This window comes from Psychrobacter sp. 4Dc (genome assembly GCF_002836715.1).
GTDB lineage: Bacteria > Pseudomonadota > Gammaproteobacteria > Pseudomonadales > Moraxellaceae > Psychrobacter.
In genome coordinates, this window is record NZ_PJAT01000006.1 from 58,360 (window position 1) to 80,702 (window position 22,343).

Consider the following 22,343-nt stretch of genomic DNA (forward strand, 5'->3'; position numbering starts at 1 on the left):
TAGGGAGAATGTTAGAATAGCTATTTTTTAAAATAGTCTATTGGTCATGGCTTTATATCGCTCTGACTCAATCACATAACAAGATAGTCAACTTCAGATAAATTAGATACAGGCTCGTTTAGTCTACTATTTGTAGTACCTTTGCTTGTATTATGATTATGTTGAACCGACTATATTTACAATCGATCATTTGGTAAGCAGATTAGAAAGTTTTTTATCGAATTTTTTATCCGCTATTTACTGACATTGATAACATCATACACTCATATACCTCGACGCTAGAGGTGTTTGTTCATCATGCCAGCAGACTGATTCTTTTTTTAAAGAGGCACGTTTATGTCAGCACAACAATCCAATAAAATTCCTGTACAACAAGTCGACCTTGATGCAACCAAGCATCGTGTACACCCAAGGTTTGTCACAGGTTTTTATCAAAATATTCGTGTCATCACGATGTATGCTCTTTTGGCGGCTTTTTTACTTTTGCCATGGCTGCGCTATAATGATAGACAAGCGATATGGTTTGATGTGCCATCGCAGCATTATTATATTTTTGGCATGACGTTTTTGACGCAAGATTTTTATTTTATTGCTGCATTTGCCATTATTGCCGCGTTTACGCTGTTTATGGTGACGGTATATGCAGGACGCGTTTGGTGTGGTTATGCCTGTCCTCAAACGATATGGACGCATCTATACCAATATGTCGAAAAATGGGTGATTGGCGACCGTAATAAACGTATCAAGTTTGATAAAGCGCCATTAAGCGCGAGCAAAGTATTCAAACGTACGGTTGTGTATTCAATTTGGTTTTTGCTTTCTGTGATTACAGCAGCGACCTTTGTTAGTTATGTGGCAGGTACAGATTCTCTATATCATAGCTGGCAGTCAATAGGAGTGATTCCCTTCCCTGACTGGCCAACATGGGTATGGGTTTCAATGTTTATCTTTACCTTTGCCACTTATGCCAATGCAGGCTACATGCGTGAGCAGATGTGTGTACAGATTTGTCCTTATGGCCGCTTTCAGAGTGTGATGTTTGATAAAGACACATTGATCGTATCTTATGATTATGAACGCGGTGAGCCACGCGGTGCCCGTAAAAAGGGCACAAATCCAGAGCACTTAGGCGATTGCATTGAATGTACCATGTGTGTGCAGGTCTGCCCTACTGGTATCGATATTCGTGATGGTTTGCAAGTTGGCTGTATCCAGTGTGCGGCTTGTATCGATGCCTGTAACGAAGTGATGGACAAGGTCGGCTATCCGCGTGGTCTCATTCGTTATACAACTGAACGTCAGCTGGCAGAAAAAGAGCCAAGCCGCGTACTGCGCCCACGACTATTTGCTTATTTGACATTATTAGCCGTACTATGTGGCGGTGTTATATATGCGTTAACCGATCGCGTGCCACTGGAAATTGATATCCGCCGTGACCGTAATCAGTTGTCATCTATCAACAATCAAGGCATGATCGAAAACAGCTATATCGTTAAGCTAACCAACAAGACGCAGGATGCTCATACCTACACGATAACACTGGCACCGCAAAAAGGGCTGAGCTTAGAGCTACGCTTTAACGATGTACCATTAGAAGCTGGCGAAAGCTTTGATATGCCAGTCAGTATTTATGGTGATCCTGATGTGATAGAGTTTGGCCAAACACCTGTCACGCTAAATGTGAGCAGCGAAAACGGTAAGTATAAGGTAAGCAAACAAAATATCTTTACGACCCAAGGTCAGTAAATGATTAGCAGACCTATTGTTTAATTTCATGTATGTCATTCGGTAGTCTAGCTAGTTCAAGTAGTTAAATAACTATTCTAGCTAAAGACTATCGAATAAATGTTTTACCATTAAACTGGTAGCGCTTAGCCGCCAAATTATCCGTTGATACCATTTGTAGATATATAATGAACAGCTATCTATTGAATGCGTATCTGATGCATAGGTATTTTATGTCTACTCCAGCACCGAACTTTAAACATCAAGATAAGCAGCCATGGTATAAAAATTACATGGTCGTTATCTTTGTGATTGGCATGCCTGCTGCGGTCGTGATCGCTTGTATCTGGTTTGTTTATTACTCTTACCAGATCCGTGATAGCGTGGTACGTGACGACTGGTATATGGATGGCAAAACGCTCTATCACGATGTGTCTCGTGACAAGCTCACGTATGACTTAGACTTGCATGGACAAATGCAATTTGCAGAAAATGGCGATATTGTGTTTTATCTTAACTACCCTGAGCAAAGCGTCCAGTCAGGCAAGCTGCTAAACGGCACACCACTTACCTATCCTGATACGTTGGAACTTTCTATTTCTCATGCAACGGATATCAAAAAAGACCGTGATGTTGTTCTTAAGCATGTTGAGGGTAATAAATACAGCGCCCAAGTCGATATTGATCCTGTAAAAGCCAAGTACTACTTACAGGTTAGCAATGACGGTAAAGATGATTGGCGTATGCAAGATGTCGCAAAACTGCCTCGTTCAAAGGTTAGTTTTGACCCACTACCAGTTTTTGCTAAAAGTTAATGCTGTTAATAGCAACCAGACATAAGAAAAACCAGCCACTCGTCAGAGATCGGCTGGTTTTTTTGAGCTATTTAGTATTCTACTAATTAATAGGTACTATTTAATATCGTACTAGTTTTTCAATTACTAAATCACAGGATTAATCGTTGGAATTTTCTGCGCTTTGCGCTCATTTTGTTCAGCTTTTTCCGTCTCTGTCGAATAATGCTTGTCACTAGCGAACTTAGGATTGAACGTTTGCGTCCTTGGCGATACAGGTAAACCAATCTCAGCCAAACTATCCGTCTGCCCAGCTTGAATATTATCGCCTTCAAATAAACGCTCATTATTATCACGGTCAAGACTGAGTGTTTCAAAATCAAAAAGCTCACGATCAGCTAATTGTGATGGCGCAACGTTTTGCATTGCCTTAAAAATAGAAGCCAAACGCTGCGGATGAGCATTATCCCATTCACGTAACATATCGTTGATAATAGCGCGTTGTAGATTGGTCTGGCTGCCACATAGATTACAAGGAATGATTGGAAATTCCTTTAATTTGGCGTACTCAATGATGTCTTTCTCTTCGACATAGGCCAATGGGCGAATCAGCATATTTTGCTTGTCATCACTCAGTAGCTTGGGCGGCATGGATTTGAGCGCACCACCATGGAATAAGTTCAAAAAGAAGGTCGCCAGCATATCGTCACGATGATGGCCAAGGGCAATCTTAGTCGCACCAATTTGTTTGGCAAAGCCATATAGTGAGCCGCGGCGCAGACGTGAGCACGCCGAGCAGTAAGTCTTGCCTTCTGGCACCACGCTTTTGACGATGCTATAGGTGTCTTTTTCTAAAATATAGTGGGCAATGCCCTGCTCGTTTAGATACGCAGGTAAAATGTCTTCCGGATAGCCTGGCTGCTTTTGATCAAGGTTCACCGCGACGATATCAAAATGAATCGGTGCAATGCGTTTTAACAGCAATAAAATATCAAGTAAGGTATAGCTGTCTTTACCACCCGAAACACAGACCATCACCACATCGCCATCTTCAATCATATTAAAATCGCGGATTGCCCAAGAGACTTGGCGACGCAGCTTCTTTTGTAGTTTACGAAAGTACGCTGATTCAGTAGGTGCTTGCGCATCGGCAAACTGCTCGTCAATCATGTCCTCATCACTGCCATCTTCAGAGACGTCATCGTACTCCCTACTATCAGTATCGGTGTTTAAAGCCTGAGTATCAAAGCTCGTTGCATCAGATACATCATCAGCTTGAGAAGGAATATTTGGCGTAAATAAGGTTGCTGTGGTCATAAGTTACTCAATATCTTTATAAGGGTGGTTTTACTATAAAGCGATTTGCGATAAGGCTTTTAAAGCATTATCTGCAATGTCATGTGACTGATACTTTAAAAGCTGCGATTATAACAAATATTGCTAACAGATTGAAAAGATGACAGTAATACCGACTTTATTTTATGACCCTGTTGTTTAAATTTGCTTTGGCAGCTTAGTGACGGGTGATTGGTCGCTTCGTGGTTCTGTAGTAGACGTATTTTTGCTAAAATAGCCGTTTTCGTAAACCAATAATAGATATCACTATGACTAACGTTACTTTGCAAAACACTTCCAATCAAGCATCCGATGCTGACTTAGCTGCTCTTACCAAAAGCCAGAATGCGGTTGTCCTTTTATCAGGCGGTCTCGATTCGGTGACTTGCTTACATTGGGCAAAAGCACGCTATGCATCAGTGACAGCAGTCAGCTTTAACTATGGTCAGCGTCATAATAGTGAACTTGTCGCCGCAAAGACCATCGCTGAGACAGCAGGTGTCAATCATAGAATCATCGATATTGATATCGCACAACTGGGTGGGTCGTCACTCACCGATCACAGCATGATCGTGCCAGACGGTGATTCGGACAAATTCCCTAGCAAAAAACGCGACGAAATCGATAACGACGCTATCCCAAATACCTATGTGCCTGCGCGCAATACTATTTTCTTATCATACGCGTTAGCAGTCGCCGAAGTCGCTGATGCCAATCATATCGTCATTGGTGTCAGCTCAGTTGATTACTCGGGCTATCCTGATTGTCGCCCAGAGTATATAGCTGCCTTTGAACATATGGCCAATCTTGCTACAAAAGCGGGCGTTACTGGTCATCGCTTATCGATTCAAACACCATTGCAGCAACTGTCAAAAGCCCAAACTATTGAGCTTGGTCTGTCATTAGGTGTCGATTACGGACAGACGATTTCTTGTTATCGCGCAGATGCCAATGGCCTTGCTTGCGGTGTTTGTGATAGCTGCGCATTGCGTCGTCAGGGTTTTGCCCAAGCTGGCGTAACCGACCCTACTCATTATCAGTCTTAATTAATTTTAGTCAGTCCTATATAAATTGGATAAAGTATCAGGCGCGCTTAGTCTACTACTTGTAGTACGTCTACTCGCCTATCTTATACCTAAATCATATAAGACCGACTATGTATTAACGATAAACGCTGCGTGGAATGGTGACACCCATCAACATTCGCGCAACATTCGCTTGCATTAACACAGCACGTCGTTCTTGTATTCTAATCTACATACTTGCTATCGTATGAACGATTATATTTATCGAAAGATGTACCTGACGATATCGGTCACTCATATATTGATGAGTCGACTTTGCATTGAGCAAAAGATAAAAAATTGACGCTACCCGTAAGAGGAAATTTATGAAGTTGTTGCCAGTACTACCCCTAGCCTTAGCGGCCCTGTTTGCCATGCCACAAGCCAACGCTGCTGACATTAAGCAAGACAATATCAATTCATGTGTCAATGGCGCAGTCAAATACAAAGTCGCTGACAAAAGCAACGCAACCAAACTATGTAACTGTACTATTGGTGTGCGCAGCAACATGACTATCGGTCAAATGTGGGAAATCGAAAGCTATGCGCAAGATAAGAAAGACCCTTCTAATCTGCCATATGTGAAAGCGATGCAAAAAGATTTGCAGCAGTGCACCGTTGGCTTGGATTTGAAAAAGCCGCAAAAACCTGCGTAACCTCTAATCGTTTGATATATAAAAGACTGGCCATTGCCAGTCTTTTTTGTTGCCAATGAATGGGCAAAGTGTAAAACTGATTATTTATTTCTACTAATCTGCCTATAATGAGAACACTATAAATAGAACCATCATTAAGCCAATACATACAATTAAAATTAATAAGGATTTTACAATGGCCAAGCCAACGACAGAAACCATTCACCTACCTGATTTTCCAGTAACCATAGTACGCAAGCTTGCTGGTAATTTTATTCATGATGAAATCAATCTAAAAGAAATGGTCGCCAATACCGATAAGGGCCTTATTCTCTATTTTTATCCCAAAGACAACACGCCAGGCTGCACCACACAGGCAACAGAGTTTACTTCGCACCTTCATGACTTTGATGAATTGGGCTACGACATCATCGGCGTCTCTCGTGATAGCGTTGAATCTCATGAAAAGTTTATCGACAAATATGACTTACAGATTCCTCTCATCAGTGACGCTGATGAAAAGCTATGCCAGTATTTTGATGTTATCAAAGAAAAAAACATGTATGGCAAAGTTACGCTAGGCCTAGTACGTTCGGCATTTGTATTCAATAAAAACAGTGAGCTGACTCATGCCCAGCGTAACCTAAGTGCCAAAGATTATACCAGTCGCTTACTGTCTATATTGGCGCCGTAATTACTGGTTCTGTAATTAAATAAGTATTCATCATAAGAACGATAAAAACCAAATAAAAAATATAAGCTAATAATTCAGTCTATTACTGAGTATAACCTTGCCTCTATTAGAGAATAATATGAATAAACAATCTGGCACGACCACTGACGATACCCCGAAAGAAGTCACACGTAAAGTATCTGTCGCTATTATTGGCGCGGGTACCGCAGGTCAAAACGCTTTTCGCCAAGCGAGTAAAATCAAAGATGACGTAGTCATTATTAATGAAGGGTTTTGGACCACGACCTGTATTGCGGTCGGCTGTATGCCTAGTAAGCTGTTAATTGCAGCTGCTGATCGCGCACATGATGCCAACCATTCTGCTGAATTTGGTATCCATGCGACCGCGCAAATCGATGGCAAACGAGTCATGGAGCGTGTGCGTGACGAACGCAGTCATTTTGCTAGCTATATTAAAAAGCAAGTAGATAGCTGGCCTGATCATAAGAAAATCGACGGTCGTGCTCGTATTAATGAGCAAGGGCTAATCGAAGTTAATGATGAGCTGATTGCTGCTGAGCAAATCATTGTCGCCACTGGTAGCTCGCCATTTATTCCTGATGGATGGGCGGATAAGCTGGGTGATACCATGCTGACGTCTGATAGTGTCTTTGAACTTGAAGACTTACCAAGAACGATGGCTGTCGTCGGTGCTGGTGCCATCGGTCTAGAGCTTGCACAAGCATTCACACGTTTAGGCGTAGAAGTCACGCTGCTAAACCGTGCCAAACAAGTGGCTGGTTTGAAAGACGATGATATTAATAATAAAGCCATGGATTGCTTAAGTCATGAATTGACCATGCATCTAGGCAGTGAAATTACCGATGTAGGTACAACAGCAGATGACGGTAATAAAAGTGCGTTTATCAAATATGAAGACAGCGCTGGTGAGTCTCAGCAATGGCAAGGTGAGTACGTCTTAGTTGCTACTGGTCGTCGCAACAATATTAAGCAGCTAGGTGTCGAAAACTTAGGTGTTGAGCTAGACGATAAGAACCGTCCAAAAGATTTAAGTAAAAAAACAGGTCAGATTGGCGACTTAAACGTCTATATCGTTGGTGATGCCAATGCTAATATTCCGTTATTGCATGTGGCCAGCGATGAAGGCTATAGTGCAGGTAGCATGGTCTGCGAAAATACAGAAGCGGCCTATATTCGCCCACCTGCGACGCCGTTTTCTATCGTATTTTGCTCACCGCAAATCGTCAATGTTGGTATGTCGCTACCAGAGATTCAAAAAGATTCAGAACTCGAATTTGTTATCGGTAGTGTGAGCTTTGATAATCAAGGACGTAGCCGTGTAATGGGTGTCAACTGCGGCTTACTACATATCTATGGCTGTAAAAAGACAGACAGAATTTTAGGCGCCAGTATGGTCGGCCCTGATGCTGAATATATCGGTCATATACTTGCTACGGCGATTACCAATGATCTGAGTATTAAAGACATGCTCGACACCCCTTTTTATCATCCAACGATACTAGAGGGTCTACGTACGGCGCTACGTGATGTTCAATATAAAATGGAAATACCTTTCCAGTCTCTAGATGCCCAAAAGGATAATTCTTAATCGACCATTTAGCTAAGTCCTCAATTCAGCAATGCTTTAAATCGCTAGTAACTAGTCTTAACTGTTGCTTTATTTGATTGCTTTGACGATTTGAAGTAATTTATAAATAGATATTCGTTTACAACTTTTTGTACAAACACATCCTGCATGGACGAAAAAATGCCAATCGCTAGTGTTACCGACTTTTTTAAAGAGATCGTTCGCGACTTACATACTAGCCTATATCTTGCTCTCGGCGGCTCTATAGATGAAGAGTCACTTAATTGGTCCTCTCAAGCAGTAGAACTGGCGAGCACTGGCATCAAAATCCTAATACTGCTTGCGGTATTGGGATTTTTTTATTGGTTGGCCAACTATATCCTTAGACAAAGCCGTGCCAAAATTCGATTAAATGAGCGCCGCACCAAGATTGTCCGTTCAGTTTTGCGCTATGTCTGGATTGTCGCCAGTCTGATAGCGATTATGAGTCAGATAAACTTTGAGCCAGAAACCATCAAAGCCACCGCGAAGGCAAGCACTTGGGCAGGTATCTATTACGTACTTTGGGCATCATCAGGACAAATCATTCACAGAGTCCTACAGCATTATGGTCTCAATGCTTCCATAGAGCAGCTACTCAAAAATATTTTATCTGTACTACTATTGGTACTCGGGCTTGCCAGCGTCATGGCGCAATTTGGCTTCGACATTGTATCGTTAGTGGCGGGTTTGGGTATTGTTGGTTTGGCGGTTGGTTTCGCCGCTCAGTCTACCCTTGCTAATTTTATCGCTGGTATCACCATTCTGCTTGAGCAGTCTTTTCAAGTCGGTGATTGGATTCATATCAATGATAATGAAGGGCGGGTGGTACTCATCGCGTTACGCACCACTCATATTCTCACTCGAGACAATATCACTGTCATTATCCCGAACTCCAATGTTGCCTCATCAGAAGTCATCAACCTGACTTCCAAAAACTTTATCCGTTTTGATATTCGTGTACGTATCGCGTTCGAAGATGATATTGAGACAGCTCGCAAGGAAATCTTGCAAGTACTCAGCGATACCGATGCGGTGCTTAATCGTCCTGAGACTTCAGCGACCGTGGCAGAAATCGGGGAGTACGGGGTATTTTTTATCGTACGTTTTTGGGTCAAACCAGCAGCCGTTGCCCGCATACCCAAAATCAAAGAAGTGCTGCAAGAAGAGATTAAAATTGCGTTTGATGCGGCTAATATTTCTACGCCCTATCCGCATATGCGATTGCTGATGCCAAAGGATGTTGACTACCCTATTGCAACCAAACCCTTTGCGACCACCACTCAAATCGTCCCAGAGGAATTACCACTGACGAAGGGTGAATAGAGAATTTATTGTCACGTATTTAACTATCACATCTTAAAATCTTAAACACGGCTACTTTGAACCATCCTACTGTGAATTATGGTAAAATTGCCGGTTACACCAATTATCTTATTATTTGCTTTTTTGTCAATTTAGCCCACAGGTACCCGTATGACCGAACAAACCGCGCCCGCATCTCTAACAGCAGCTTCACCAGAGTTGTCGCTTGATCTTATTATTACCTGTGCCGATGGGCTTGAGGCACCACTGCAGACTGAGCTAACCAGTTTTGGCATTGACAGCGAAATCAAAAGTACCGGCCGTTTAGCCGTAACTGGTGGCTTGCGTGAGCTATATACTATTTGCCTATGGTCACGCGTGGCCTCGCGGGTATTGATGCTGATTAAACGTAAAAACATCAATGCAGAATATGACGTTGCGGAGCAGCTATATGGCTTGGCAAAATCGGTCAATTGGACTGAGCAGTTTAGCCTAGAGCAAACCTTTGCTATTCGTCTGTCTGTCGATAAGCGTGTCGCCGTCAGTCAGCAGTTTGCCATGCTACGTATCAAAGATGCGATTGCCGATACGTTTAACGAAGTTTACGACAGCCGTCCTAACGTCGATAGTAAAAACCCAGACTTCTCTGTTTTTGCAACTATCAATGATAAGCAAGCAGAGCTGTATCTAGATTTATCAGGTACCAGTTTGCATCGCCGTGGTTACCGTGTGGCCATGACAGAAGCACCATTAAAAGAAAACTTAGCAGCTGCCCTACTTTATAGTGCTGGTTGGCACAAGAAAAATGAAGCTGGCGATGCACCTTTCTATAATGCGTTAATTGACCCAATGTGCGGCTCTGGAACTTTCCTTATTGAAGCGCTATTGATGCATTGCGACTATGCCGTGGGCATCGACAAAGCTGCCAATCAATTTGGTTTTTATCAGTGGCAGCATCATGACGAGACGTTATGGCAAGAAATGATCGATGATGCTCAAACACGTTTCCGTGAAGCATTAGAGATTGCCAATGAGCAGCCTGATACATTGCCGCTTATGCTGGGCTTTGATGCTGATAGTGGTGCGATTCTTGCTACAGAGAAAAACCTTATTGCCGCAGGTTTACAAGACCTTTTACCGCTACTAGATATCGAACATCGTGCGCTTGACCAACTTAGTAACGTGCTCAAGCCATTAGTCAATGATGGTCGATTGAGCAATCCTTTGGTCATTACCAACCCACCATATGGTGAGCGTTTGGGTGATGAAGAAATGATTAAGCCGTTGTATCAAGCGATTGGGCTGATATTGCAAGACAGCTTTGCCGGTAGTGGCATTGACCCGATGCTTGGCATATTGGCCTCTCATGTCGAACAAGTAGATATTCTACCGATTAAAGAACCAAAAACCTTACGCTGTCATAATGGTGCTATTACCGTCTATTTCCGCTACGGAACGCTTATCGCTGGACAAACTGGCAATCTTGTTAGTCGTTTTGAGAAACGCGAGATTGAAGTAGAAGATGGTCAAGACTTTATTAATCGTCTGCAAAAAAACCTTGCTAAGCTCAAGAAATTGGCCAAAAAAGACAACGTAAGCAACATTCGTGTATACGATGCTGATTTACCTGATTTTAAAGTCGCGATTGATTTATATGGTGATTATGCGCATGTGCAAGAATATGCACCACCAAAGACCATCCCACCTGAAACTGCGAAGAAACGTTTTAATTTGGCATTGATGGGTATCCGTGAAGTCTTTGATATTAACCGTGAACAGATCTTTATCAAAACGCGTGCCCGTCAGTCTGGCAACGATCAGTACAGCAAGCAGAACACCACAGAAAAACGTGGTAAGTTTCATGTTGCGCGCGAAGATGGTGCCTATCTGTATGTCAACTTTACAGATTATTTAGATACTGGTCTGTTTATCGATCACCGTAATATGCGTGCTCGTATCAAGGACAACAGCCGCGGTAAAGCAGTACTTAACCTGTTCGCTTATACTTGTACTGCAAGTGTGCATGCAGCGCTTGCTGGTGCGAAAAAAGTCACTAGCGTCGATTTGTCACAGAACTATCTAGATTGGGGTAAACAAAACTTTGTCTTGAACGGTTTGGACGTTAGCCGCAATAAATACCAATTCGTTGCTGCCGATATCTTTGAGTGGATTAAAGACAATACCGAACAGTTCGATGTTATCTTTATTGATCCACCGACCTTCTCAAACTCTAAGAAGTTTCAAGGTACTTTTGATGTGCAACGTGACCATGCTGCACTGATTAATCGTGCCATGAACCGCCTCACCTCTGATGGCGTCTTATACTTCTCTAACAACTTTACGCGTTTTGAGTTAGATGAGCAGTTGACTCAGCGTTATGACATCATTGATATCACGCAAAAAACCATTGGCTTTGATTTTAATATCAAAAAGCCGATTCATCAAAGCTTTGAGATTCGTCATCGTCAAAGTCTATAATTCGAAGTTTCAGATTTATAGTTTAGAATCTAAAGTCCGTAAATAGGATTTTGATAAATAAAACTATAGATTTATAGTGGCAGCATAAGTACCTGAAACTTCTGTTTTTTGCCAAATGTATATGAAATATAACAATGGCCCAATCAGCTTTGATTGGGCCATTTTTTGTTGCTATGATAGAGCGTTACTAGGCGATGGATTTGCGCAGTTATTGCGTAAGCATCGCCTTTTTTCGATGACCTTATAAAACCACTAACGTCTAATAAAAAGGATAACACCATGGCTTTATCACTTAATAAAGGCGGTAATTTATCGCTAACGAAAACCGACCCAAATTTAACCAAGTTACTTATCGGTCTTGGTTGGGATGAGCGCGCCACTTCTGGTGCGGAGTTCGATCTTGATGCTAGCGTATTTTTGCTAAATGGCGCGGGTAAAGTACGCGGCGATCATGACTTTATTTTCTATAATCAGCTGAAGTCTGACAATGGCGCTGTCGAGCATACTGGTGACAACCGTACTGGCGAAGGCGATGGTGATGATGAAGTTATCAAAGTAAATCTCACTCAAGTACCTGCAGACGTAGATAAAGTAGTCGTGACGGTGACTATTCATGATGCTGCAGCGCGTAGCCAGAACTTTGGTCAGGTCGCCAATGCCTTTATCCGTGTTGTTAATGAAGAAACAGGCACTGAAGTCGTACGTTTTGATTTAGCAGAAGACTACTCTGTAGAGACAGCAATGGTGTTTGGCGAAGTATATCGTCACAATGGTGAATGGAAATTCCGCGCTGTTGGTCAAGGCTATTCAGGCGGTTTGCAAGCGATGTGTCAGCAATACGGTGTCGATATTTAAAACCATTATTTACTGGTCTTTAGTCAGTTATTAGTCACCGTCATCACGTCCAAAATAGCAAACCGCCATCGTTGCAAATAGTCACAATTTTTAATGGCCAAATGACTAGTAATGCTTTACGTTTCGTTTAAAATTATGCATAAAAAGTGGTTAGTAATAACCGCTTTTTTGCGGTTCATGCCTATACTAGGTAGACCTTAGCTTTACGCAACCATACAGGATGTGTCATGAGACATTTTTATTTAGACTTTATCTTCACCGCAATTGCTTTGGCAATAGCAGCATGGTGGGGATATTCACATGGTGGTATGGGTGGCATGATAGCCACTCTTTCTATTACCGCTATTTTGGCCGTCATGGAGATTTCATTATCTTTTGATAATGCGGTGGTCAATGCTTCAGTCCTTAAGGGCTGGGACGAATTTTGGAAAAAGATATTTTTAACCGTTGGTATCCTAATCGCCGTATTCGGTATGCGATTGGTCTTCCCTATTGTCATCGTCGCGGTTACTGCTGACCTTGGTATGATGGAAGTCATCAACTTGGCTTTATATAGCCCTGAAGAGTACTCAGCAAGACTGATGGCACACCATGCGGAAATCTCAGCATTTGGTGGTATCTTCTTACTATTGGTATTCTTGAACTTTATTTTTGATGACAAAGATGTGCATTGGTTTGACTGGCTTGAGAGCCGTTTAGCCAAGCTAGGCAAAGTCGATGCCATGAGCGTATTTGTAGCGCTTATCGTCTTGATGATTGCGGTATCGTGGGCTAATGCAGAGCAGTCAAGCGCTGTTCTAATCGCAGGTGTTTGGGGTATCTTGGTTTATCTGGGCGTACAGGTTGTATCAGGTATGCTTGAAGGTGATCTGGAAGAAGACCTAGAGAACGAAGAAAATGGTTCGGGCGCTGCGGCGACCAGTGCCATTATGAAGGGCGGTATCATTGGTTTCTTATACTTAGAAGTCCTAGATGCTTCATTCAGTTTCGATGGTGTGATTGGCGCATTTGCAATCACCAATGACGTGATTGTTATCATGTTAGGTCTTGCAATTGGTGCGATGTTCGTACGTTCTATGACTATTTTCTTGGTAGACAAAGGCACGCTTGACGAGTTCATCTATCTTGAGCATGGCGCACATTATGCCATCGGCGCATTGGCACTGATTATGCTATTGTCAGTGAAGTTCCATGTGCCAGAGATTATCACTGGTTTGATTGGTATTGCCTTTATTGGTTGGGCGCTGCTAGCGTCACTTCAGCATCGTAAAGCTGAGAAAGCAAGCCTAAACTAAGGCGTGTTCTCAGTGTAGTCTGTATCTAGTTATACATCTAAGCAGGTCATATCATCAGGTATGGCCTGTTTTTTTTCACATTATTTCGCCATACTGTTAGGTCTTGTGGAAGCCCCAAAATATCGGAATAACCCATAATTAAGACAATCAATGGTTAAAATTACGTTTGCCCTGTTACTATTACCCTATCTTCAGTTAAAATCCTCGTCCTTAAATAAATTGTCGAAATAAGACCCTATAAACGATATGCAAAAAATTCTTGATGATATTGCCGCAGAGATGGCAAGAGAAACTGACCGCGGCAAAGTCGCAGATTATATCCCGCAATTGGCTCATATTGATCCTAATCAGTTCGGTATAGCCGTAGCGACTCCTGATGGGCATATGTATGCAGCAGGTGATGCAAGCACTCTGTTTTCCATCCAAAGTATCTCTAAGGTGTTTACCTTAACCATTGGTCTTGGCAAGCTAGGTGATACACTTTGGACACACGTCGGACGCGAACCATCTGGCGATCCTTTTAATTCAATTGTGATGCTTGAGCATGAGTCTGGTCGACCGCGCAACCCATTTATCAATGCTGGTGCCATTGCCGTGGTGGATGCTATTATGATGGGGCATAAACCCAAAGAAACACTGGGTGAAATCCTGCAGTTTGTTCACCTCATTGCAGATGATGAGTCAATTCGCTTTGATCATAAAGTAGCGGCTTCTGAGATGGCGCACAAGGACCGAAATGCCTCTCTGGCGCACTTTATGAAATCCTTTGGTCGTTTAAGACACGATGTGGATAATGTATTAGGTACGTATTTTCATCAGTGCTCAATTGCAATGAACTGCCAACAGTTGGCCAGTGCCGGTCTTTATTTAGTGTCTAATGGAGTTGATAAGCACTCAGGAGTACGTGTAATCAATGAAAAACGAGCACGCCGTATTAACTCATTGATGATGATGTGTGGTCATTATGATGGTTCTGGCGAATTTGCTTACCGCGTGGGCTTACCAGGCAAAAGTGGTGTTGGTGGCGGTATTTTGACGATAGCACCTGGTAAAGGTTCTATCGCGGTCTGGTCACCAGGGCTTGATCATGTAGGTAACTCTAAGCTTGGACTAAAAGCACTAGAGCGCTTCGTACAAAAAACTGGCTGGTCGGTTTTTGCAGAATAAGAGATACATGTCTATTTGTCTAAATAGGTTTTTTATATAATGCCATGCTCTCATACTAGCTGCGAAGCATACCTAAGCCATGAGTTAGTTTGTTCTAAGCCCATATAGTCAGTCGGTGTTCTTTAAAGCGATTGTTTTATCTAAGCTACCTTTGTGCTAAATCCCTTTTGTATGAAACATTACTTTTCATAACAATATCTTAACGACTATTGCTAAGTTGATTAGAAATTATCAAAGATACAGAAGTATTATGTCCCTTAGTAAGCATATAGTAAGTGCACAAAATACGCCTTGCTTAGTGAGCAAACGCTTAGTATAGTAAAACGTAATGATATGCAGGGCATAGGATACAGGTAAGTTTTTATTATTTGCTCTGAGGTATCAGTCACTGCACAACTTTTAGTTTATTTTTTATCACTCAATCCACTTAACTATTAATCCAAAGGATATTTGTATGGCTATTAGCTTAACAAAAGGCGGCAACGTAAACTTATCAAAAGAAGCGCCAGGTTTAACTAACATTACAGTCGGTCTAGGCTGGGATCCACGTGCCACTGACGGCCAAGAGTTTGACTTAGATGCAATCGGTTTCTTGATTAACGAAGCAGGCAAAGTCCGTAACGACCAAGATTTTATCTTTTTCAATAACCTAAAATCAGATAATGGCGCCGTTGAGCATACTGGTGATAACCGTACTGGCGAAGGCGATGGCGATGATGAGAAAATCAAAATCAATCTTGCGAGCATTCCAGCTGACGTCAACAAAGTAGCTATCTGCGCCATCATCTATGAAGGCCAAGCACGTAATCAAAACTTCGGTCAAGTTGGTGATGCTTATATCCGCGTTGTAAACGACAATGGCGAATCTGAAATCGCTCGTTACGACCTATCAGAAGACGGCAGTACTGAAACAGCAATGATTTTCGGTGAATTATATCGTCACAGCGGTGATTGGAAATTCCGTGCGGTTGGTCAAGGCTTCAGCGGTGGTCTTGGACCATTAGCAGCCTCTTATGGCGTAAATGTTTAACGTTAAAACCAACGTAAACGTTTAGCAAGCCAATTATCATAACCAGATGTCTGGTTATGATCTAATGAGCCATCAAGTGTGCCCCTTTAACGCATTTGATGGCTTTAAATTTAATTGGCTTATCATTAAAATCTATAGAGCACCTAAAAGCACACGCACATATTAAGAGCATTTAACAAAGATATTAGAATAAGGATTTGCAAGCCATGGCCGCAACATTCAGTTTAATCGGTACTATTGAACCTTTTTTGCATTGTAATCTTAAAAAAGGCGATTCAATTTATTGTGAAGCCAATGCAATGGTGATGATGGAGTCCAATCTTGAGCTGAAAGGTAAGCTACAAGGTGGCCTGATGCAGTCACTGATGCGCCGCTTTGCAAACGATGAATCGTTATTCCAACAGCAGATTGAAGCGGTTAATGGTGAGGGCGACTGTTTGCTTGCGCCCACGCTCGATGGTGATATGCAAATCATAGAAGTTGGCAAGCAGCAGTATACATTGAGTGATGGTGCGTTTGTCGCGGCCCAAACTGGCGTTGATATCAGAGCCAATATTCAGCGCAATTTAGGCGGTGCAGTGTTTGGTGATACAGGCGGCTTTATGGTGATGCAGACCCAAGGTCAAGGCCAAGTCGTGGTATCTGGTTTTGGTTCGTTGTTTGAGATTGATGTCACACCAGACAAAGACGTTATCATTGATAATGGTCATGTAGTCTGCTGGGATTCGAATCTTGAATACAAACTGTCAGTTTCGACCAGTAAGAAAAAAGGCATCATGAGCAATATTATCAACTCTGTTACTAGTGGCGAAGGGATGGTTCTGAACTTCTCAGGAAGTGGCAAAGTCATTATTTGCTCGCGCAATCGTGACAGTTATCAAGGTTGGATACAAAGCGTCCTAGGTAGTAGCTCAGGTGGACGTGGCGGCGGTGGTGGCTTTTTAGACAATATCTTATAGTGCATTTCGCAATTTATAACACTCTTTAGCGTTATTTCTAAACGGTTTTACTCACAATTATTATAAGGATACTCACATGGCAGTTAGTCTTCAAAAAGGTCAAAAAATCTCCCTAAGCAAAGAAGCTGGTGGCGAGCTGACTCAAGTTAAACTAGGTCTAGGTTGGGATGTTGCGCAAGGGCCACAAGATAAAAAAGGTGGTTTCTTAGGAAAATTATTCGGTGGCGGTTCGGGCGGCGACTCTATCGACTTAGATGCTTCATGCATCATGTTCGACGCTAACAAGCAAGCGGTCGATGCAATTTGGTTCAGTCAGCTAAAATCGAAAGACGGCAGTATCGTGCATACTGGTGACAACCGTACTGGCGACGGTGATGGCGATGATGAAGTCATCAATGTTGATCTCTCAAGAGTACCTGCCAATGTGGTTTCATTGGTATTTACGGTCAATAGCTTTACTGGTCAAACGTTTGAGACCGTAGAAAATGCGTTTTGCCGTATCGTTAATGCCAATAACAATAGCGAAGTAGCACGTTATAACTTGTCTGCCCAAGGTGGACATACAGCGATGGTAATGGCAAAGGTTTATCGTCACAACAATGAATGGAAAATGCATGCGATTGGCGAGACAGCTTCTGGCCGCACCTTCCACGATTTAATGCCTGCTATCACACCGCATGCATAATTGACTTTAGGCTTTAACTGGATTATTAACAATCTAGTTGAGTAGTTTGTTTCAAAAAATAGCGGCCCATCTATTGATAGATGGGCCGCTATTTTATGCTTATTATTGAGATCTTAAAAAATACTATTTACGTCCACGTTTCCAGCTAAAGCCCCAGTTAAATGCTTTGTCCATTTCTTGGTGACCTTTAAAGTATTGGTTGATACGCTCAACATTAATACTGCCCTGCTGATTGACCAAACGGGCAATGGCACACATCGGTAAGTTACCAGCACCTTCGGTCAAACGTGTCTCAATCGGTGATTGCTCTGGGACATGAATAGTCACAACCCCATCGGTTTTTTCCCAGTTAGGTGCGCCTTCGTAAATAAACGCAAAGATAAATACTTCTTCAATCTGTGACCATTGCTGACCGTTAATATCTAGCCATTCACCGCCGCTTACCTGCCCCGTTCTATCATCCGCACGTAGGCAAACATAAGGCGCTGATTGCAAGCTACCAAAGCGATTGCCCAACGCTTGAATCAGGGTTTTTTCACCATTTTTTAGATGAATCATAGCGCCGACATCTAAATCGATACCGCTTGATTGATGCTGCTTAAACAGATCTCCCAGTATCCCTTTCTTGGGCGCTGCTTTATCACTTTGGGGGCGTTGATTCCAATCTAAATTGACCGAAATTTTGCCAAAATCATCACGTTTTTTAAGATTAATGCTAGATTGATTTTTAGTTAAGGTTATTTTACTTAAGTTAATTGAAGAGTTAGCATGAATCGGTGGCGGGTTGTTAGCTTGAGACGTGTTGCCTGCTTTCTGCGTATTGATTGGTCGCTGCGTGTTGATAGGTTGAGGTTGGCTTTGTGCAGGGTTATGATTTTGGGCAGGCGCTTCATCAGCGATTTCCACACCAAAATGCTCAGATAAAGGTTTTAACCCTCCTTCAAAACCTTGGGCGATAAAACGAAATTTCCAGCTTCCTTGTCTGCGATAGCATTCAGCTAATATAATGGCTTTTTCATTACGGCCTGCGCTACTCAGCTGACAGGTCATCAGTACTTGACTGCCCTGCAAAACTTGAATATCCACATCGCCAACTTGCGACAGTGTTTGCGCACTAGAGAACGCTAGGGCAATTTTCTCAATACTTGCAGGCTGTGCAGACAAATTGACATCAAAAAACCCATCACTGTCATGACCACGGAAGCTAACGCTACCATCATCGCTACGTGTCTGACCATAAAATATCATGTCTCCATCACCGCGTACTTTACCGTCAGTAGTCAGGCGATAAGCGGCACAATCAATAGCATTTTGGCTTAAAATACGAATGCTAATATTGTCAGTTGGTAGTGGCGCATTGGCACCTGCAATTAGTTTTTGAGGTTGGTTTTGACTCATCATACGTCCTTTAGATTATTTATTATGCTGTTGTCATTGTCATGCCGACTATCATCATATAGTAGCATGGATATCATGAATTTTTTGAACCAGACAATCGCGATATAAGCACTAAAGTCGTCCTTACAAATCCCTATGACTATTTTATCAGAGTCGTTTATAACGCATATCATTTGTATATAATACGTGCTATTAAACCGTATACCTTTGCTAATATTACTACTAGATTTGCAGTAGCAATATTGACTTGCCCATTCCCCGATACCTAATAATAACGCTGAGAGAATTATGAATAATCTTGCTGATAATAGTAACCCTTCAATACCAGTAGCAGCGTGGTTAGCTGAAGGCCAATCTAGCCAGCGTGATATGTTGGAGAGCTTACAAAGTCTAAAGAGCAAATCAAGCAGTCCTTCAAACAACCCTTTTCAAGTTATTGCCTCACACCGTCATGATAGACCTGAAATTTTTGAATTCGCCGATATGATTTATCGTGAGCCAACTGACTCGATTGTAGATACTGACACCCAAATGACTAGCGAACCTGCCATACCACGCTGGCAGTTCGTATTGGAACAAGCTCAAAAGCATAACGTAAAAGTACTACTGACTGGGCGCAATGGTATTGACTATGAAGTGTATCGTGAGAAATTCGACGCTGCGGGTATTCGACTATTAACGGGAGCAACCAGCGTAGCGGCACTAGAATCAATCGATGATAAATTTGCTTTTATGCAGCATTGTCACACTCATAATATCCCAGTGGCAGACGCATGGCGTTTTGATAGTACGGCGGAGCTTGAGGCTTTATTAGCCGAACATGGCGACCAGCCTCTATGCGTAAAACCTGTCGTCGGTATTTTTGCCCAAGGGTTTTGGCGACTAGACACGGGTAAAGCAGATAGTACTGCGTACGATAGCTTTGAGCACTTATACTTCACTGAAGAGAAAAAAATCAATACAGCTCAATTTGTGAATGCCTATGCTAACAGCCAAATTGTACATGAGCGCCCTATTCCAATGCTGCTCATGCCTTATCTATCTGGGCAAGAATACTCTATCGATGTAGTCTGTGAATATGGTGAAGTCCTAGCTGCTGTCACTCGTCATAAAACCGGAAAAATACAACATGTTGGTTATGAGCAGTCTGTCATGGATGTCGTAATCCCACTGATTAGGGCTTTTGGCTGTGATGGTATCGTCAGTGTACAAACCAAAGCTGATGATAGCGGTCAGCACCGTGTTCTTGAGATCAATAGTCGTCCATCAGGTGGTATTGGGTATACTTCTCATAGCGGGATTGATTTGACTCAAGCTGGATTTTCTTATTGGTTGGGGCTATCAGAGAGACCTAACTTAGAGACCAATATTCAGCATATTAAACCATGCCAAGTACGCTCTATTATGATGAGTGTCAAAATTGAAAAGGATGATGAATAAATAATCCGCTACGCATACACGTGGTTAGCAGATGATTTGAACGGACACAAAAAAAGGTTTTTAGATATTAATCTAAAAACCCTTGTTTATTTTCATTTTTAATTGATATTAAAAATGAGCGTTTAAAATTACTCGCCAAATGCTAGTGTCGCTTGCTTAGGTGCATTTTTAGAAGCAATGACCCATAGTAAGCTCAATACGATTGCTGAACCGATGAAGATCATAATTGATGAAGATATGGCACCTGCATGCGTATAGTCCATAGACATTGAGTGATCAGTCATCGTCATTTCCATCGCGGCTATCCCAGTGTAATGCATACCACAAACTGCCAGACCCATGATGAAGGCACTACCAAAACGCTGTAATGTACCACGTAGATTGAATGCCAACCATAGCGCAGCGATAGCAGCTGCAATAGCAATCACAATCGATAAGATAAGCAGCGGTATATTGTATGACATGGTAGCGTCCATCTGCATAGAAGCCATACCAGTATAATGCATGGCTGCAACACCCAGTCCCGTAAGCACACCGCCACCGATTAACTTAGCAACGCTTGGTTCACCACGACCTACGATAACAATACCAACTGCAACGAAACAAATCGCGAGTAGCATTGAGACAATTGTTAGCCCTAAGTCATAAGTCACAGGCATCTTCATATCTACAGCCATCATACCGATATAATGCATAGACCAAATCGCACCACCGATAGCAATCGATGATAGCGCTACCCAAAAATACAAATCCGTTCCTGGCTTAGCAGAAGGTACTCGAATGGCAAGGTTTAAGCCAACATAAGAACCAAATACTGCAATGGCGTATGAGACCAACACCAAAAGTAAGTTATATTCAACTTCCATCATTTTTTTGCCTTTTATCTATCATAAGAATTGAGTCAAATAACGTTACTTTTATTGCAACACGGTGCGTCATTCGCTCGTTGATTTTTTGACATGAAGTTATCTACACACAGTCTTTCTTACCCAATGGTAAATTCACAAATATTGGTACTACCTGCGCCGCAGTTAGTCTCTTCAACTTGAACCACATCTATAGCAGGGTTGCTTGCCAAAAAGCCTTCTATATAACCTACAATAAAATGGCATCCTGAGTGAGTATGATCTGACGACTTACAGAACGGACATTTGATTAAATAAATTACATTATTCTTTGCTTTAACTTTAGACAGGCCTTTTAGTGCTGGTACAAGCTCACGAGTGATCGTAGTAGGCATCTTTAGTGGACTACCAAGTGAATAATCACGTTGGTAAATACCCCCGCCAACCTTACGACCCAACTCCTGCAATGCCGTCACACGTCGCTCAATAGGTAAACTATCTTCATACTGACTGACAATATCTGCTATTTTAGGGTAATAAGCACCGATGGCTGATAAGACGCTTTTCTCATCCAATGTCTTCTTTGCAGGGGCAGCTGACGAGCCGCCCTCTTCATCGATTTCTAGATTAAAAAGCGTACAGCCTTCAATTGAAGACAAGTCATCGATTAGATCTGCTTGCGTTTTAGAGCCTAGGCTTCTTGCGATCACATGAATGATATTACCACCATTCTCTGAAGCCTCTTGTCTTTGGGAGACCAGCTGATAACCTGCTTTGATAAGCGGCGAAATAACATTGACCAGACGAATACGTTCAGAAGACGTTTCTAATGCACAAGAGAATTTCACAGAGCACTCCTTTTCTTAAAATACTGCTACGCTTTCTTATATCAAGCTATCTAGATAAACTAATGTGAATAACGTTTTAAAGGTCCGACCAACTGGCTTTCTCACAATATAAAAAATATTCAGACATCAACCACACAATAGTTTTTGTATATCTTTTATATTAT

Annotated in this window: 19 protein-coding genes; 15 read left to right on the forward strand and 4 right to left on the reverse strand. The window is 42.1% G+C overall.

From position 1 onward, the window contains the following. The first annotated feature begins 336 nt into the window (after positions 1-336). Together ccoG and CXF61_RS00820 are read left to right on the forward strand one after the other, a co-directional pair. A complete protein-coding gene (gene ccoG, locus CXF61_RS00815) occupies positions 337-1,746 on the forward strand; it encodes a cytochrome c oxidase accessory protein CcoG (protein ID WP_165596798.1) in 1,410 nt (469 codons plus the stop codon). Between the two features lie 212 nt (positions 1,747-1,958). Further along, on the forward strand, positions 1,959-2,540 hold the full coding sequence (locus tag CXF61_RS00820) for a FixH family protein (protein WP_057760810.1): 582 nt from the start codon (positions 1,959-1,961) through the stop codon (positions 2,538-2,540). Between the two features lie 126 nt (positions 2,541-2,666). On the opposite strand, the gene ttcA is transcribed toward CXF61_RS00820, so the two are convergent. Further along, the gene (gene ttcA, locus CXF61_RS00825; protein WP_165596799.1) at positions 2,667-3,836 is read right to left on the reverse strand and encodes a tRNA 2-thiocytidine(32) synthetase TtcA; all 1,170 of its coding nucleotides are present in this window, start codon (positions 3,834-3,836) and stop codon (positions 2,667-2,669) included. A gap of 287 nt (positions 3,837-4,123) precedes the next feature. Between ttcA and queC the strand changes: the two genes are divergently transcribed. From queC to CXF61_RS00885, 12 genes are all read left to right on the forward strand, one after another. Further along, a complete protein-coding gene (queC, locus tag CXF61_RS00830) occupies positions 4,124-4,900 on the forward strand; it encodes a 7-cyano-7-deazaguanine synthase QueC (protein WP_165596800.1) in 777 nt (258 codons plus the stop codon). 344 nt (positions 4,901-5,244) lie between these two features. Then, complete coding sequence (locus CXF61_RS00835; RefSeq protein WP_057760815.1) at positions 5,245-5,574, forward strand: hypothetical protein; 330 nt, start codon at positions 5,245-5,247, stop codon at positions 5,572-5,574. 175 nt (positions 5,575-5,749) lie between these two features. After that, positions 5,750-6,247, forward strand: a complete 498-nt coding sequence (locus CXF61_RS00840) for a peroxiredoxin (protein ID WP_165596801.1) — start codon at positions 5,750-5,752, stop codon at positions 6,245-6,247. Between the two features lie 118 nt (positions 6,248-6,365). Continuing rightward, a complete protein-coding gene (locus CXF61_RS00845; protein ID WP_165596802.1) occupies positions 6,366-7,856 on the forward strand; it encodes a dihydrolipoyl dehydrogenase in 1,491 nt (496 codons plus the stop codon). A gap of 159 nt (positions 7,857-8,015) precedes the next feature. Beyond that, entirely contained in the window at positions 8,016-9,200 is a 1,185-nt protein-coding gene (locus CXF61_RS00850) for a mechanosensitive ion channel family protein (RefSeq protein ID WP_227526560.1), read from the forward strand. Positions 9,201-9,350: 150 nt separating this feature from the next. Beyond that, positions 9,351-11,657 (forward strand): bifunctional 23S rRNA (guanine(2069)-N(7))-methyltransferase RlmK/23S rRNA (guanine(2445)-N(2))-methyltransferase RlmL, encoded by a 2,307-nt coding sequence (gene rlmKL, locus CXF61_RS00855; RefSeq protein ID WP_101206444.1) that lies wholly within the window; start codon positions 9,351-9,353, stop codon positions 11,655-11,657. Positions 11,658-11,936: 279 nt separating this feature from the next. Continuing rightward, the gene (locus tag CXF61_RS00860; protein ID WP_057760825.1) at positions 11,937-12,512 is read left to right on the forward strand and encodes a TerD family protein; all 576 of its coding nucleotides are present in this window, start codon (positions 11,937-11,939) and stop codon (positions 12,510-12,512) included. Between the two features lie 227 nt (positions 12,513-12,739). Beyond that, a complete protein-coding gene (locus CXF61_RS00865; protein ID WP_101206443.1) occupies positions 12,740-13,807 on the forward strand; it encodes a DUF475 domain-containing protein in 1,068 nt (355 codons plus the stop codon). Between the two features lie 246 nt (positions 13,808-14,053). Further along, positions 14,054-14,974: a glutaminase gene (locus tag CXF61_RS00870; RefSeq protein WP_165596804.1), complete on the forward strand. Its 921-nt coding sequence runs from the start codon at positions 14,054-14,056 to the stop codon at positions 14,972-14,974. Between the two features lie 454 nt (positions 14,975-15,428). After that, a complete protein-coding gene (locus CXF61_RS00875) occupies positions 15,429-16,004 on the forward strand; it encodes a TerD family protein (protein ID WP_057760832.1) in 576 nt (191 codons plus the stop codon). A 206-nt stretch (positions 16,005-16,210) separates the two neighbouring features. Further along, a complete protein-coding gene (locus CXF61_RS00880; RefSeq protein ID WP_057760834.1) occupies positions 16,211-16,963 on the forward strand; it encodes a TIGR00266 family protein in 753 nt (250 codons plus the stop codon). A gap of 76 nt (positions 16,964-17,039) precedes the next feature. Further along, positions 17,040-17,648 (forward strand): TerD family protein, encoded by a 609-nt coding sequence (locus CXF61_RS00885; RefSeq protein ID WP_057760836.1) that lies wholly within the window; start codon positions 17,040-17,042, stop codon positions 17,646-17,648. Positions 17,649-17,771: 123 nt separating this feature from the next. Here CXF61_RS00885 and CXF61_RS00890 read toward each other — a convergent pair whose 3' ends face one another. Next, entirely contained in the window at positions 17,772-19,046 is a 1,275-nt protein-coding gene (locus CXF61_RS00890; RefSeq protein WP_165596805.1) for a TerD family protein, read from the reverse strand. Positions 19,047-19,334: 288 nt separating this feature from the next. Here CXF61_RS00890 and CXF61_RS00895 point away from each other — a divergent pair, with 288 nt between their 5' ends. Beyond that, positions 19,335-20,486: an ATP-grasp domain-containing protein gene (locus CXF61_RS00895; protein WP_165596806.1), complete on the forward strand. Its 1,152-nt coding sequence runs from the start codon at positions 19,335-19,337 to the stop codon at positions 20,484-20,486. A gap of 128 nt (positions 20,487-20,614) precedes the next feature. Here CXF61_RS00895 and CXF61_RS00900 read toward each other — a convergent pair whose 3' ends face one another. Together CXF61_RS00900 and CXF61_RS00905 are read right to left on the reverse strand one after the other, a co-directional pair. Continuing rightward, positions 20,615-21,355, reverse strand: a complete 741-nt coding sequence (locus CXF61_RS00900; protein ID WP_165596807.1) for an MHYT domain-containing protein — start codon at positions 21,353-21,355, stop codon at positions 20,615-20,617. A 116-nt stretch (positions 21,356-21,471) separates the two neighbouring features. Beyond that, on the reverse strand, positions 21,472-22,179 hold the full coding sequence (locus tag CXF61_RS00905; RefSeq protein WP_165596808.1) for a hypothetical protein: 708 nt from the start codon (positions 22,177-22,179) through the stop codon (positions 21,472-21,474). Between the last annotated feature and the right edge of the window lie 164 nt (positions 22,180-22,343).